Source organism: Escherichia sp. HH26CH (assembly GCF_009820205.1).
Taxonomy (GTDB): Bacteria; Pseudomonadota; Gammaproteobacteria; order Enterobacterales; family Enterobacteriaceae; genus Escherichia; species Escherichia coli_F.
Genome location: NZ_VNXM01000062.1, coordinates 1 through 12,020 on the forward strand (window position 1 = coordinate 1; position 12,020 = coordinate 12,020).

Sequence of the window (12,020 nt, forward strand, 5' to 3'; positions counted from 1 at the left end):
AAGGGGTTTTAATAACTGGCTCAAAGCTGAAAGCTTTCCGGAACCCCCAGCCTAGCTGGGGGTTTTCTGTGCACAACAAAAAACCCCTCGTTTGAGGGGTTTGCTTTTTAAACGGAAGGGATTATCGCCCCTGAATGGCTAAATCACCCGGCAGATTTTTCTGCATCCGGTGCCAAATCTCGCCGCTCTCATGCCCATAGCGACGCACTGTTTCGTATACCTGATCGTGTGCGCCTTCACTGCACAACGCCGACAGTTTGTGGTAGAAGCCCAGCGCCAGACTGCGCGCTTCCGGATTGGCGAAATAGTGACGACCAATGCGCGTATACAGCCCTTTCATCCCGTTAAGGATCAGACCGTAAATCGGGTTGCCGGAAGCAAACGCCAGACCGCGGAATATGTTGTAATCCAGCTCGGCAAAGGCATCGGCGTGATCGGCCACTTCATTAGCGGTAGCCAGCACTTCCTGCGCTTTATCGGGATGCTGACGAAACGCGGTGCGAATAAAAATAGTGGAAATATTGGTACGCACCGACAGCAAATTATCAATAAGCTGCGGCACACTTTCGTGATCCAGTCGCGCCAGTGTTTCAAGGATATTTAAACCGGAAGTTTCCCAGAAATTATTCACCTTCGTCGGCTTGCCATGTTGAATGGTCAACCAGCCATCTCGTGCCAGACGCTGTAACACTTCACGTAACGTAGTACGCGTTACGCCAATTAATTCTGAAAGTTCACGTTCTGCGGGCAAAATAGTCCCGGGAGGGAAGCGGTTATTCCAGATACTTTCAATAATGTACTCTTCCGCGAAACCCGCCGGGCTTTGCGCCTTAATGACCATAGTGAGATTTCCATAACACAGCAAAACAAAGTTGGACTCATCATACCAGAGGGCTATCTACGCTGATAGCACACAAAAAGAAGAAAAAAGGGATCAAGGCTTCATTTTCTACATCTCTTTTCTCCAGACCATCAACACTTGCCTCGATCCCCTCCTGACCGTTAAGCTTTGCGTTCTAAGATAAAAACATCATTGATTATTTCTAAGGTAAGGGAAACCATCATGGAGATCTCCTGGGGCCGTGCCCTATGGCGCAACTTTTTGGGCCAGTCCCCCGACTGGTACAAACTCGCCCTCATTATTTTCTTAATTCTTAATCCGTTAATTTTCATCATCAGCCCCTTTGTTGCCGGTTGGCTGCTGGTGGCGGAATTTATTTTCACTCTGGCGATGGCCCTCAAATGCTATCCGCTGCTCCCCGGTGGTCTGTTGGCTATCGAAGCGGTATTCATCGGCATGACCAGCGCGGAACATGTTCGTGAAGAGGTGGCGGCAAATCTTGAAGTCTTGCTGTTACTGATGTTTATGGTGGCGGGTATCTATTTTATGAAACAGCTGTTGCTGTTCATATTTACCCGTTTGCTGCTAAGCATTCGCTCCAAAATGCTGCTGTCGCTCTCTTTTTGCATGGCGGCGGCGTTCCTCTCCGCGTTCCTCGATGCCTTAACCGTCGTGGCGGTGGTGATCAGCGTCGCAGTCGGTTTTTATGGTATTTATCATCGCGTTGCCTCTTCCCGTACCGAAGATACCGACCTGCAAGACGATAGTCATATCGACAAGCATTACAAAGTGGTTCTGGAACAGTTCCGTGGCTTTCTGCGCAGCCTGATGATGCATGCAGGTGTCGGCACCGCATTAGGCGGCGTGATGACCATGGTGGGCGAACCACAGAACTTGATCATCGCTAAAGCAGCTGGCTGGCATTTTGGCGATTTCTTCCTGCGCATGTCGCCGGTGACCGTTCCAGTTCTGATTTGTGGCCTGTTGACCTGCCTGCTGGTGGAGAAGCTACGTTGGTTTGGCTACGGCGAAACGCTGCCGGAGAAAGTCCGCGAAGTGCTGCAACAGTTTGACGATCAAAGTCGCCACCAGCGTACCCGTCAGGATAAAATTCGTCTGATTGTCCAGGCGATTATCGGCGTCTGGCTGGTCACCGCGCTGGCGTTGCATCTGGCGGAGGTTGGCCTGATTGGCTTGTCGGTCATTATTCTGGCGACATCATTGACTGGTGTCACTGATGAACATGCTATCGGTAAAGCCTTCACCGAATCTCTGCCATTCACCGCACTGTTGACTGTCTTTTTCTCGGTCGTCGCGGTAATTATTGATCAGCAACTGTTCTCACCAATTATTCATTTTGTCCTACAGGCATCGGAGCACGCCCAGCTGTCGTTGTTCTATATTTTTAACGGCCTGCTGTCATCTATTTCGGATAATGTCTTCGTGGGAACGATCTATATCAACGAAGCAAAGGCAGCCATGGAGAGTGGCGTTATCACACTGAAGCAATATGAACTTCTGGCCGTCGCCATTAACACCGGGACCAACCTCCCCTCCGTCGCGACGCCGAATGGCCAGGCGGCGTTCTTGTTCCTGCTGACCTCCGCACTCGCGCCATTGATTCGTCTCTCTTATGGTCGCATGGTATGGATGGCTCTTCCCTACACCCTCGTACTGACGGTTGTCGGGTTACTCTGTGTTGAGTTTACGCTTGCCCCTGTAACCGAATGGTTTATGCAGATGGGCTGGATAGCAACGCTTTGATAACAACTTACCGGGCATATAAATGCCCGGTTTGCCTTTTCGCCCGATAATTGTCCAATTACCTCCTATTTTTGCTGCCTCCTGGTGGCGCAGCGAATGAATTGGTTTAAACTGCGCACTCTATGCATATTGCAGGGAAATGATTATGTTGCGATTTTTGAATCAATGTTCACAAGGTCGGGGCGCGTGGCTGTTGATGGCGTTTACCGCTCTGGCACTGGAACTGACGGCGCTGTGGTTCCAGCATGTGATGTTACTGAAACCTTGCGTGCTCTGTATTTATGAACGCTGCGCATTATTCGGCATTCTGGGTGCTGCGCTGATTGGCGCGATCGCCCCGAAAACTCCGCTGCGTTATGTAGCGATGATTATCTGGTTGTATAGTGCGTTCCGCGGTGTGCAGTTAACTTACGAGCACACCATGCTTCAGCTCTATCCTTCGCCGTTTGCGACCTGTGATTTTATGGTTCGTTTCCCTGACTGGCTGCCGCTGGATAAATGGGTGCCGCAAGTGTTTGTCGCCTCTGGCGATTGTGCCGAGCGTCAGTGGGAATTTTTAGGTCTGGAAATGCCGCAGTGGCTGCTCGGTATTTTTATCGCTTACCTCATTGTCGCGGTGCTGGTGGTGATTTCCCAGCCGTTTAAAGCGAAAAAACGTGACCTGTTCGGTCGCTAATCCATTTGGCGCTCCTGCGGGAGCGCTTTTTGCTGCCGCTATGTTCATTTGACCCGCAGTAAATCCGTACTTCGTGTTGTATAACGTGGTGAAAGCATGGCACGCTTCATCTGCCATTGTTGCTGGATCCCCTGCCCGGCAAAATAGAGTGTTCCTCTGCCCTCTTTAGCATTTAGCGTATCCATTACCGCCATCAATTGCTCACTCCCGGGGCGCGGTGCGTTGTCATCGAATAAATTGAGCTGCGCGACTCCCTGACTGAAGAAATCCCCCAGCATCACGCCCGCTTTTTGGTAGCGATGGCCCGCTTGCCAGATGGCATCCAGAGATCGCGTAGCGGCGTTAATGATATCCCTGCTGTCCTGAGTGGGCGTCAGCAGTTTTACCGACGCGCTATTGCCGTAATAAGGTTCATTGAGCGCAAATGGTGACGTCTTAATAAACGTGGAGATAAACCGACAATATTGATGCTCGCTGCGAAGTTTTTCCGCCGCCCGGGCAGCGTAACTACAAATGGCCTGCCGCATCGACGTATAATCCGTGATGCGTTCACCAAACGAACGGGAACAGATAATTTCCTGCTTTGTCGGTGCAAACTCTTCCAGTTGCAAACAGGGTTCACCGCGCAGTTCACGCACCGTTCTTTCGAGCACGACATTAAAATGTTTACGGATAAACCGGATATCTGTATCCGCCAAATCGAGAACGGTTTTGATCCCCATCGCGTCCAGTTTTTTGCTGATCCGCCGTCCAATCCCCCAGACTTCATCCACGGGGAGAGCAGACATTAATTTACGCTGGCGTTCCAGATTTGATAAATCCACCACCCCACCCGTCTGCCGCTGCCATTTTTTTGCCGCATGATTGGCAAGCTTAGCCAGCGTTTTGGTCTGGGCGATCCCCACACCAACAGTAAGATGGGTACGTTGTAGCACCTTTGCGCGAATTTCTCTGCCAAAATCAGTCAGATCGCGACAATTACGCACACCGGTCAGATCGCAGAATGCCTCATCAATACTGTAAATCTCGACGCGGGGCGATAGCTCTTCCAGCGTCGACATCACCCGATTGCTCATATCGGCGTAAAGCTCATAGTTACTGCTAAAGCAAACCACGCCACAGCGGCGAAACAGATCTTTTTGTTTGAACCAGGGATCGCCCATTTTAACGCCCAGCGCCTTTGCCTCAGCGTTTCGGGCGATAACGCAACCGTCATTATTCGATAGCACAACCACCGGTTTACCCCATAAATCAGGGCGAAACACCGTCTCACAGCTGGCATAAAACGCGTTTACATCACAGAGGGCAAACATCAGCGCATCGCCTTAACGACGTGGATCACCACACCAAAGACATCCAGCGTATCTTCATTACTGATGGTAATGGGCGAGTACGCACTATTCATGGGAATAAGCTGCACTGTCGGGCGTAGTTGCAATTTTTTCACCGTAAACTCGCCGTCAACAGCAGCGATGACAATATCACCATGGCTGGCGGTAATCGCACTATCGACAATCAGTAAATCGCCGTCGCTAATCCCGCCGTCAATCATAGAATCACCACTTGCTTTGACGAAGTAAGTCGCGCTGGGGTGCTGGATCAACAGTTGATTCAGATCGATGCGCTGTTCAACGTAATCTGCGGCCGGTGAAGGAAAGCCACACTGAACAAGATCGCTAAATAGCGGAAAAGTCACAATTTCGCGGAGGTCCGCAGGCTTGATAAACAACATAATAATCTGCCTGAAGCTATACTGTTTTTATATACAGTAGTCTGTTCTTGCCAGCAGATCAATACTGATTCAGGCTATCAATATTTGTCGCAGCATAGGCTGCTGATTTTTCGTTCTCTTATCCTGTGCTCGCACGGCCTTCTGGCGCCAGCATTCATCCAGCAGAAAGGAAAAATATCGCCCGGTTTAAAAATAGAATGGAAGCATTCGCCATAATGACATTAAACATTGTTTGATATTTATCATATTAATATAAATAAAGACATTGACGCATCTCACCCGGCTAACTATGAATTAGATGAAGTAAAATTCATTAATAGTTGTAAAACAGGAGTTTCATTACAATTTATATATTTAAAGAGGCGAATGATTATGACTGAAATCGTTGCAGATAAAACGGTAGAGGTAGTTAAAAACGCAATCGAAACCGCAGATGGAGCATTAGACCTTTATAATAAATATCTCGATCAGGTCATCCCCTGGCAGACCTTCGATGAAACCATAAAAGAGCTAAGTCGCTTTAAACAGGAGTATTCACAGGCAGCCTCCGTTTTAGTTGGCGATATTAAAACCTTACTTATGGATAGCCAGGATAAGTATTTTGAAGCAACCCAAACGGTGTATGAATGGTGTGGTGTTGCGACGCAATTGCTCGCAGCATATATTTTGCTATTTGATGAGTACAATGAGAAGAAAGCATCCGCCCAGAAAGACATTCTCATTAAGGTGCTGGATGACGGCATCAAGAAACTGAATGAAGCACAAAAATCTCTGCTGGTAAGCTCACAAAGTTTCAACACCGCTTCCGGAAAACTGCTGGCGTTAGATAGCCAGTTAACCAATGATTTTTCAGAAAAAAGCAGCTATTTCCAGTCACAGGTAGATAAAATCAGGAAGGAAGCGTATGCCGGTGCCGCAGCCGGTGTCGTCGCCGGTCCATTTGGATTAATCATTTCCTATTCTATTGCTGCGGGCGTAGTTGAAGGGAAACTGATTCCAGAATTGAAGAACAAGTTAAAATCTGTGCAGAGTTTCTTTACCACCCTGTCTAACACGGTTAAACAAGCGAATAAAGATATCGATGCTGCCAAATTGAAATTAACCACCGAAATAGCCGCCATCGGGGAGATAAAAACGGAAACTGAAACAACCAGATTCTACGTTGATTATGATGATTTAATGCTTTCTTTGCTAAAAGAAGCGGCAAAAAAAATGATTAACACCTGTAATGAGTATCAGAAAAGACACGGTAAGAAGACACTCTTTGAGGTACCTGAAGTCTGATAAGCGATTATTCTCTCCATGTACTCAAGGTATAAAGTTTATCACATTTAAAAATACAGACGTTTTTTAAAGATTGAGAGTTACCTGTTAATAATAAGGTATCGGGTAACTCTCATTATGACAGAGCGCTTTCAAAAACAGGGCTACGAAATGGCGAGCATCCAGACGTATATTAAGAAAGCCCCCATCAACATCTATTAAATTTATCACTGCGCCCAGTCAGGTTTATTTAAGATATGATCCTGCCAGTCAATCACTTCTGATTCTTTCACTGCGATATGACGCACAGAGATACGTTCGCCATGCATTGCCGCTTTCGAACCAGTAAGCAGCGGATGCCACGCAGGTAAATCTTTACCTTCCGCCAGCAAGCGATAAGCGCAGGTTATTGGCAACCATTCGAATGTTGGCAGATTTTCACGGGTTAGTTTAATGCAGTCGGGTTCAAACTCGAAACGACGCTCGTAGTTCCGACATTGACAGGTTTTAATATTGAGCTGGCGACAGGCGACGTTAGTGAAGTAGATTTCGTCGGTGTCTTCGTCCATTAGTTTATGCAGACAACACTGACCGCAACCATCACACAACGACTCCCATTCCGCATCGCTCATTTCGTCCAGGGTTTTACTTTGCCAGAAAGGTACATCGCTCATCAGGTGTTCCGCCATTACGTTAAAACGCACCTTATAACCAGTCTGGCACAGCGATGCAAGTTTTGCCGCCGCTTTCAGGCGGCAAAAAGTATTACAAAACGCGAGTTGTCAAAGAATGCCCATCGAAAGTGACTGTCAGCTCATCACCGCTTTGCAACGGGCCGACGCCATCAGGCGTGCCTGTCAGCACAACGTCACCGGCCTTGAGGGTAAAGAACTTGCTCATATAAGCGATCAGCGGAACGATTTTATGGATCATGTCCGCAGTCGTACCTTGCTGGCGTTGTTCGCCGTTGACGCTCAGGCCCAGCACTGTATTTTGCGGATCGCCGGTGAATTCCGCCGCTGGAATAAACCCGGAAAGCGGACAAGAGTTATCAAACGCTTTGGCCTTTTCCCACGGCTGCCCGGCTTTCTTCATTTTTCCCTGAACATCACGCAATGTCAGATCGAGCGCCACGCCGTAACCGGCAATTGCTTTGCGGACATGCTCTTCCGTAGCCTGACGAAGCGTCGCGCCAATCAACACCGCCAGTTCGACTTCATGATGAACTGAACCGAAATCGGATGGGATCGCCAATGGCTGCCGCAGATCGCACAGTGCCGTCTCTGGTTTAATAAACAGCACTGGCTCTTCGGGCACTGCACTGCCCATCTCTTTAATATGTTTGGCATAGTTACTGCCAACACAGACTACTTTACTCACCGGATAATCCAGCAGCGCACCTTGCCAGTTGTGATGTTGATACATAATGTTCCCCTCACTTATCGTGGATATGAAAACCCGCGCCGACAAAGATAATGCCACCGCCGGATATCGGTTATTTGTTAGTGTCGTCTGTTTTCTGCCCCATTACGGAAAGATGTTGCTTCAGCAAATCTTCGGGGGGTGGCGGTAACTGCAGATAGTAACCTTGCTCGGTTAATGCCAGTTTAACCTTCTCAATATCGGCATTGACCAATTTCTTCCGCCCATCCAGCGGCAGAATCATCGCTAACTGAGGCTGACCAAAACCTTTCATCAGTTCCTCAGGAACACGCGAAAAATCGTCTTTTTTTTCGACATATAAATAGGTCTGGTCACGCTTGCTGCTTCGATAAATCACACAAAACATACATTTACTCTTTAAAATGCCAGGTTTTGGCATAAGCTAACATCAATGAAACCCGCGCCACAAGCCAGCCAGCTGTAGATTTCTGCGGTTTGTTCAATCCATGCGCCCTTTATAAGTAATCCCCGGCAAGAATACCGCACCAGGATTTTACCGAATACAGGAAAGCCACTGGAATTCCCCCGTAAGGAATTGTTATATTATAACAGTTCATCGTACTCATTCTGAACAGGAGACTACCTATGAAAATCAAGGGCATCAGTAAGGGTGTATTGCTGCTTGCACTGCTAACCTCTACGAGCTTTGCTGCAGGTAAGAATGTCAATGTTGAGTTCAGAAAAGGTCATAGCAGCGCTCAGTACTCCGGCGAAATAAAGGGATATGATTACGATACATATACCTTCTATGCCAAAAAAGGCCAGAAAGTGCATGTGAGTATCTCTAATGAAGGCGCTGATACTTACCTCTTCGGACCAGGGATCGATGATTCTGTTGATTTATCCAGATATTCCCCAGAACTCGATAGTCACGGACAATACGCACTCCCAGCTTCTGGCAAATATGAGCTGCGTGTGCTGCAAACTCGAAATGACGCCCGTAAAAACAAAACTAAAAAATATAACGTTGATATTCAAATTAAGTAAATGTCAATCGACGGGGACTCTCCCCGTCATAAACGTTATCGCCCCCACGCCTCTCTGTCGCTCAAGAGGTTAATGACGAATATAAAGAAGGCTATGCGACGACGAGCTGAAAATGCTGAATAGAACATAATGTAAACAAGACATCACTCACGACACATAAATAACATCTTTGTGGTGGTTTGATTGATTTTTCCACTCCGCTTACCATTCACACCAAAATAACGATCATCACGACATAATTTTTCTTTAACATCGCAAAATACACCGTTAGAGAATGTAAATTCGCTGGGATCGTAACCTTGTACTGATTGTAAGTTTTCAGCGGCTTTTTCGCCGAGATATTTCCTTGTTAACTCTGGGGAAATGCCATCTGAGTTAACACAAATATACGGGTCGCAAACAACGCCGCACGCCGGAGATTGAAGTCCGCCAGCGTCATTTCCAGACGCCATTGATGAGAACATCATCCCCACACCTGACAATCCGATATAAAAAATACGCATCATATTCATAGCACATCCTGATAATCCAACCGTACAACACTTATGCTCATTTCATCATCAATCCGTAATCAAAACCGCTGACCTGGACGAGTTACGATGACCTGACAGAAGTATCAGACGTCTTCTGCGGTTTCTATGATAGAGCAATTCTGTGGCGGATATTAAGATAACGGGTATCTGTTCTTTAACGATGCTGCAAAAAATGGAAAGTTAAGAAAGCCTGGCGTGGTGAAAAAATACACTCGCCTCAATACTGGATATTTAAACAGGCCTGAAGATGCTGTCACGATTAGAGTGCAGAAAAAGGAAGGGTAATTAAGAACAATCAAAAGTACGACGGCAATAGGTTGATTGACAAGGGTATTTTTTAAGCTATGAATCAGCGCCATTTATCACAGAATAGACTTTTACTCTGAATAAATGGGAGGGTGACTTGCCTCAATATAATCCAGACTATAACATGCCTTATAGTCTTCGGAACATCATCGCGCGCTGGCGATGATTAATAGCTAATTGAGTAAGGCCAGGATGTCAAACACGCCAATCGAGCTTAAAGGCAGTAGCTTCACTTTATCTGTGGTTCATCTGCATGAGGCAGAACCTAAGGTTATTCATCAGGCGCTGGAAGACAAAATCGCTCAGGCCCCCGCATTTTTAAAACATGCCCCTGTTGTACTCAACGTCAGTGCACTTGAAGACCCGGTAAACTGGTCAGCGATGCATAAGGCTGTTTCGGCAACCGGTTTGCGGGTTATTGGCGTAAGTGGCTGCAAAGATGCGCAACTTAAAGCCGAAATTGAAAAGATGGGGCTGCCTATCCTGACGGAAGGAAAGGAAAAAGCGCCGCGTCCAGCTCCCGCACCGCAGGCTCCAGCGCAAAATACAACGCCGGTCACAAAAACGCGTTTAATAGATACCCCGGTGCGTTCCGGTCAGCGTATTTATGCTCCACAATGTGATCTGATTGTTACAAGCCACGTTAGCGCTGGGGCCGAATTGATTGCCGATGGTAACATTCATGTTTATGGCATGATGCGCGGTCGTGCGCTGGCAGGGGCAAGTGGTGACCGGGAAACGCAAATATTTTGTACGAACCTGATGGCGGAACTGGTGTCCATCGCAGGTGAATACTGGCTGAGTGATCAAATCCCAGCAGAATTTTATGGCAAAGCAGCGCGACTACAGTTAGTCGAAAACGCTTTGACCGTTCAACCGTTAAATTGATCCCTTTTTAACAAGGAATTTCTATGGCACGCATTATTGTTGTTACTTCGGGCAAAGGGGGTGTTGGTAAGACAACCTCCAGCGCGGCCATCGCCACTGGTTTGGCCCAGAAGGGAAAGAAAACTGTCGTGATAGATTTTGATATCGGCCTGCGTAATCTCGACCTGATTATGGGTTGTGAACGCCGGGTCGTTTACGATTTCGTCAACGTCATTCAGGGCGATGCAACGCTAAATCAGGCGTTAATTAAAGATAAGCGTACTGAAAATCTCTATATTCTTCCGGCATCACAAACACGCGATAAAGATGCCCTTACCCGTGAAGGGGTCGCCAAAGTTCTTGATGATCTGAAAGCGATGGACTTTGAATTTATCGTTTGTGACTCCCCGGCAGGGATTGAAACCGGTGCGTTAATGGCACTCTATTTTGCAGACGAAGCCATTATTACCACCAACCCGGAAGTCTCCTCAGTACGCGACTCTGACCGTATTTTAGGCATTCTGGCGTCGAAATCACGCCGCGCAGAAAATGGCGAAGAGCCTATTAAAGAGCATCTGCTGTTAACGCGCTATAACCCAGGCCGCGTGAGCAGAGGTGACATGTTGAGCATGGAAGATGTGCTGGAGATCCTGCGCATCAAACTCGTCGGCGTGATTCCTGAGGATCAATCAGTATTGCGCGCCTCTAACCAGGGTGAACCGGTCATTCTCGACATTAACGCCGATGCGGGTAAAGCCTACGCAGATACCGTAGAACGTCTGTTGGGAGAAGAACGTCCTTTCCGCTTCATTGAAGAAGAGAAGAAAGGCTTCCTCAAACGCTTGTTCGGAGGATAAGTTATGGCATTACTCGATTTCTTTCTCTCGCGGAAGAAAAACACGGCCAACATTGCAAAAGAACGGCTGCAGATTATTGTTGCTGAACGCCGTCGCAGCGATGCAGAACCGCATTATCTGCCGCAGTTGCGTAAAGATATTCTTGAGGTCATTTGTAAATACGTACAAATTGATCCTGAGATGGTAACCGTACAGCTTGAGCAAAAAGATGGCGATATTTCTATTCTTGAGCTGAACGTGACCTTACCGGAAGCAGAAGAGCTGAAATAAGCCCGCTGTAAAAGCGCATTTATCTTCAAGGCAGAGTCATCTCTGCCTTGAGTTTTTCATCCCCCTCATCCACGTTTGATAAGAGCGGCGAGTATTCTTGCTGATGCTACTCATTGCTTACCCCCTTTACACCTTAATGCCGTTCCCCCCACACAGAACAAATTGTTTATACCTGGCTGAGTAAATAACCTTATTGTTAGTATTGGTATGCTGGGAGATGATAACCCCGCAATTTCATTATTCATTGTTCTCCCATAGGATGAGGTTTCCCGCCGTAACTGGCGGGCTTTTTTTGCCGCAGAATTTTCCCTTTTAACATCCTGTAAACGGAAACTGCGCCGAAGCGCAGTTTAAGCGTTGATGGTCAGAACGACCAGTTCACACCAGCCACCGCGTTCCATGGCGATTCCACACCGGCACCATGGCTATACCCCACCCCGAGATGCCCGCTTAACGAACTGCTGAATGAGGCTTTAATACC

The 12,020-nt window shown here is 47.5% G+C and carries 15 protein-coding genes; 7 read left to right on the forward strand and 8 right to left on the reverse strand.

Features of this window, described 5'->3' with window-relative positions; all coding sequences use genetic code 11:
* Window positions 1-121 precede the first annotated feature (121 nt).
* On the reverse strand, window positions 122-841 hold the full coding sequence (gene fadR, locus FQ015_RS19190; protein WP_000234823.1) for a fatty acid metabolism transcriptional regulator FadR: 720 nt from the start codon (window positions 839-841) through the stop codon (window positions 122-124).
* Window positions 842-1,063: 222 nt separating this feature from the next.
* Between fadR and nhaB the strand changes: the two genes are divergently transcribed.
* Window positions 1,064-2,605, forward strand: coding sequence for a Na(+)/H(+) antiporter NhaB (nhaB, locus tag FQ015_RS19195; protein ID WP_000406370.1), 1,542 nt, complete (start codon window positions 1,064-1,066; stop codon window positions 2,603-2,605).
* Window positions 2,606-2,750: 145 nt separating this feature from the next.
* Window positions 2,751-3,281, forward strand: a complete 531-nt coding sequence (gene dsbB / locus FQ015_RS19200; RefSeq protein WP_000943444.1) for a disulfide bond formation protein DsbB — start codon at window positions 2,751-2,753, stop codon at window positions 3,279-3,281.
* Window positions 3,282-3,325: 44 nt separating this feature from the next.
* Here the strand turns inward: dsbB and umuC are convergent, their stop codons facing one another.
* Both umuC and FQ015_RS19210 read right to left on the reverse strand, forming a co-directional pair.
* Entirely contained in the window at window positions 3,326-4,594 is a 1,269-nt protein-coding gene (gene umuC / locus FQ015_RS19205) for a DNA polymerase V catalytic protein (RefSeq protein ID WP_000457603.1), read from the reverse strand.
* Window positions 4,594-5,013: a translesion error-prone DNA polymerase V autoproteolytic subunit gene (locus FQ015_RS19210; RefSeq protein ID WP_032302891.1), complete on the reverse strand. Its 420-nt coding sequence runs from the start codon at window positions 5,011-5,013 to the stop codon at window positions 4,594-4,596. Before FQ015_RS19210 ends, umuC begins: the two co-directional genes overlap by 1 nt.
* Window positions 5,014-5,385: 372 nt before the next feature.
* Between FQ015_RS19210 and hlyE the strand changes: the two genes are divergently transcribed.
* Window positions 5,386-6,297: a hemolysin HlyE gene (hlyE, locus tag FQ015_RS19215; protein ID WP_160524387.1), complete on the forward strand. Its 912-nt coding sequence runs from the start codon at window positions 5,386-5,388 to the stop codon at window positions 6,295-6,297.
* Between the two features lie 206 nt (window positions 6,298-6,503).
* Here the strand turns inward: hlyE and FQ015_RS19220 are convergent, their stop codons facing one another.
* The 3 genes from FQ015_RS19220 to FQ015_RS19230 all read right to left on the reverse strand — a co-directional run bounded on the left by FQ015_RS19220 (window position 6,504) and on the right by FQ015_RS19230 (window position 8,065).
* Window positions 6,504-6,950 carry a YcgN family cysteine cluster protein gene (locus FQ015_RS19220; RefSeq protein WP_024218650.1) on the reverse strand — a complete coding sequence of 149 codons (447 nt, stop codon included), beginning with the start codon at window positions 6,948-6,950 and terminating at the stop codon, window positions 6,504-6,506.
* 91 nt (window positions 6,951-7,041) lie between these two features.
* Window positions 7,042-7,701 (reverse strand): fumarylacetoacetate hydrolase family protein, encoded by a 660-nt coding sequence (locus tag FQ015_RS19225; RefSeq protein ID WP_000284282.1) that lies wholly within the window; start codon window positions 7,699-7,701, stop codon window positions 7,042-7,044.
* Window positions 7,702-7,771: 70 nt separating this feature from the next.
* Entirely contained in the window at window positions 7,772-8,065 is a 294-nt protein-coding gene (locus FQ015_RS19230; protein ID WP_001297679.1) for a YcgL domain-containing protein, read from the reverse strand.
* Between the two features lie 239 nt (window positions 8,066-8,304).
* Between FQ015_RS19230 and pliG the strand changes: the two genes are divergently transcribed.
* The gene (gene pliG / locus FQ015_RS19235) at window positions 8,305-8,706 is read left to right on the forward strand and encodes a g-type lysoyme inhibitor PliG (protein WP_000693759.1); all 402 of its coding nucleotides are present in this window, start codon (window positions 8,305-8,307) and stop codon (window positions 8,704-8,706) included.
* Between the two features lie 143 nt (window positions 8,707-8,849).
* Here the strand turns inward: pliG and FQ015_RS19240 are convergent, their stop codons facing one another.
* Window positions 8,850-9,218 carry a YcgJ family protein gene (locus FQ015_RS19240; protein ID WP_001056847.1) on the reverse strand — a complete coding sequence of 123 codons (369 nt, stop codon included), beginning with the start codon at window positions 9,216-9,218 and terminating at the stop codon, window positions 8,850-8,852.
* Between the two features lie 519 nt (window positions 9,219-9,737).
* Here FQ015_RS19240 and minC point away from each other — a divergent pair.
* From minC to minE, 3 genes are read left to right on the forward strand one after another with little or no spacing between them, the layout of a single operon-like run.
* Window positions 9,738-10,433, forward strand: coding sequence for a septum site-determining protein MinC (gene minC, locus FQ015_RS19245; protein WP_000072536.1), 696 nt, complete (start codon window positions 9,738-9,740; stop codon window positions 10,431-10,433).
* 23 nt (window positions 10,434-10,456) lie between these two features.
* Window positions 10,457-11,269: a septum site-determining protein MinD gene (gene minD / locus FQ015_RS19250; RefSeq protein WP_000101055.1), complete on the forward strand. Its 813-nt coding sequence runs from the start codon at window positions 10,457-10,459 to the stop codon at window positions 11,267-11,269.
* Window positions 11,270-11,272: 3 nt separating this feature from the next.
* A complete protein-coding gene (gene minE, locus FQ015_RS19255; RefSeq protein WP_001185665.1) occupies window positions 11,273-11,539 on the forward strand; it encodes a cell division topological specificity factor MinE in 267 nt (88 codons plus the stop codon).
* Between the two features lie 364 nt (window positions 11,540-11,903).
* On the opposite strand, the gene FQ015_RS24750 is transcribed toward minE, so the two are convergent.
* Window positions 11,904-12,020, reverse strand: a 117-nt coding sequence (locus FQ015_RS24750) for an autotransporter outer membrane beta-barrel domain-containing protein (protein WP_123057350.1), incomplete at its 5' end; no start/stop codon positions are given.

What these genes read in the sequence shown, in the direction of transcription:
- fadR (WP_000234823.1), bottom strand. Translation starts at nt 841, where the DNA reads ATGGTCATTAAGGCGCAAAGCCCGGCGGGTTTCGCGGAAGAGTACATT.
- FQ015_RS19230 (WP_001297679.1), bottom strand. Translation starts at nt 8,065, where the DNA reads ATGTTTTGTGTGATTTATCGAAGCAGCAAGCGTGACCAGACCTATTTA.
- FQ015_RS19210 (WP_032302891.1), bottom strand. Translation starts at nt 5,013, where the DNA reads ATGTTGTTTATCAAGCCTGCGGACCTCCGCGAAATTGTGACTTTTCCG.
- minD (WP_000101055.1), top strand. Translation starts at nt 10,457, where the DNA reads ATGGCACGCATTATTGTTGTTACTTCGGGCAAAGGGGGTGTTGGTAAG.
- minE (WP_001185665.1), top strand. Translation starts at nt 11,273, where the DNA reads ATGGCATTACTCGATTTCTTTCTCTCGCGGAAGAAAAACACGGCCAAC.
- pliG (WP_000693759.1), top strand. Translation starts at nt 8,305, where the DNA reads ATGAAAATCAAGGGCATCAGTAAGGGTGTATTGCTGCTTGCACTGCTA.
- FQ015_RS19220 (WP_024218650.1), bottom strand. Translation starts at nt 6,950, where the DNA reads ATGAGCGATGTACCTTTCTGGCAAAGTAAAACCCTGGACGAAATGAGC.
- FQ015_RS19240 (WP_001056847.1), bottom strand. Translation starts at nt 9,218, where the DNA reads ATGAATATGATGCGTATTTTTTATATCGGATTGTCAGGTGTGGGGATG.
- nhaB (WP_000406370.1), top strand. Translation starts at nt 1,064, where the DNA reads ATGGAGATCTCCTGGGGCCGTGCCCTATGGCGCAACTTTTTGGGCCAG.
- minC (WP_000072536.1), top strand. Translation starts at nt 9,738, where the DNA reads ATGTCAAACACGCCAATCGAGCTTAAAGGCAGTAGCTTCACTTTATCT.
- hlyE (WP_160524387.1), top strand. Translation starts at nt 5,386, where the DNA reads ATGACTGAAATCGTTGCAGATAAAACGGTAGAGGTAGTTAAAAACGCA.
- umuC (WP_000457603.1), bottom strand. Translation starts at nt 4,594, where the DNA reads ATGTTTGCCCTCTGTGATGTAAACGCGTTTTATGCCAGCTGTGAGACG.
- dsbB (WP_000943444.1), top strand. Translation starts at nt 2,751, where the DNA reads ATGTTGCGATTTTTGAATCAATGTTCACAAGGTCGGGGCGCGTGGCTG.
- FQ015_RS19225 (WP_000284282.1), bottom strand. Translation starts at nt 7,701, where the DNA reads ATGTATCAACATCACAACTGGCAAGGTGCGCTGCTGGATTATCCGGTG.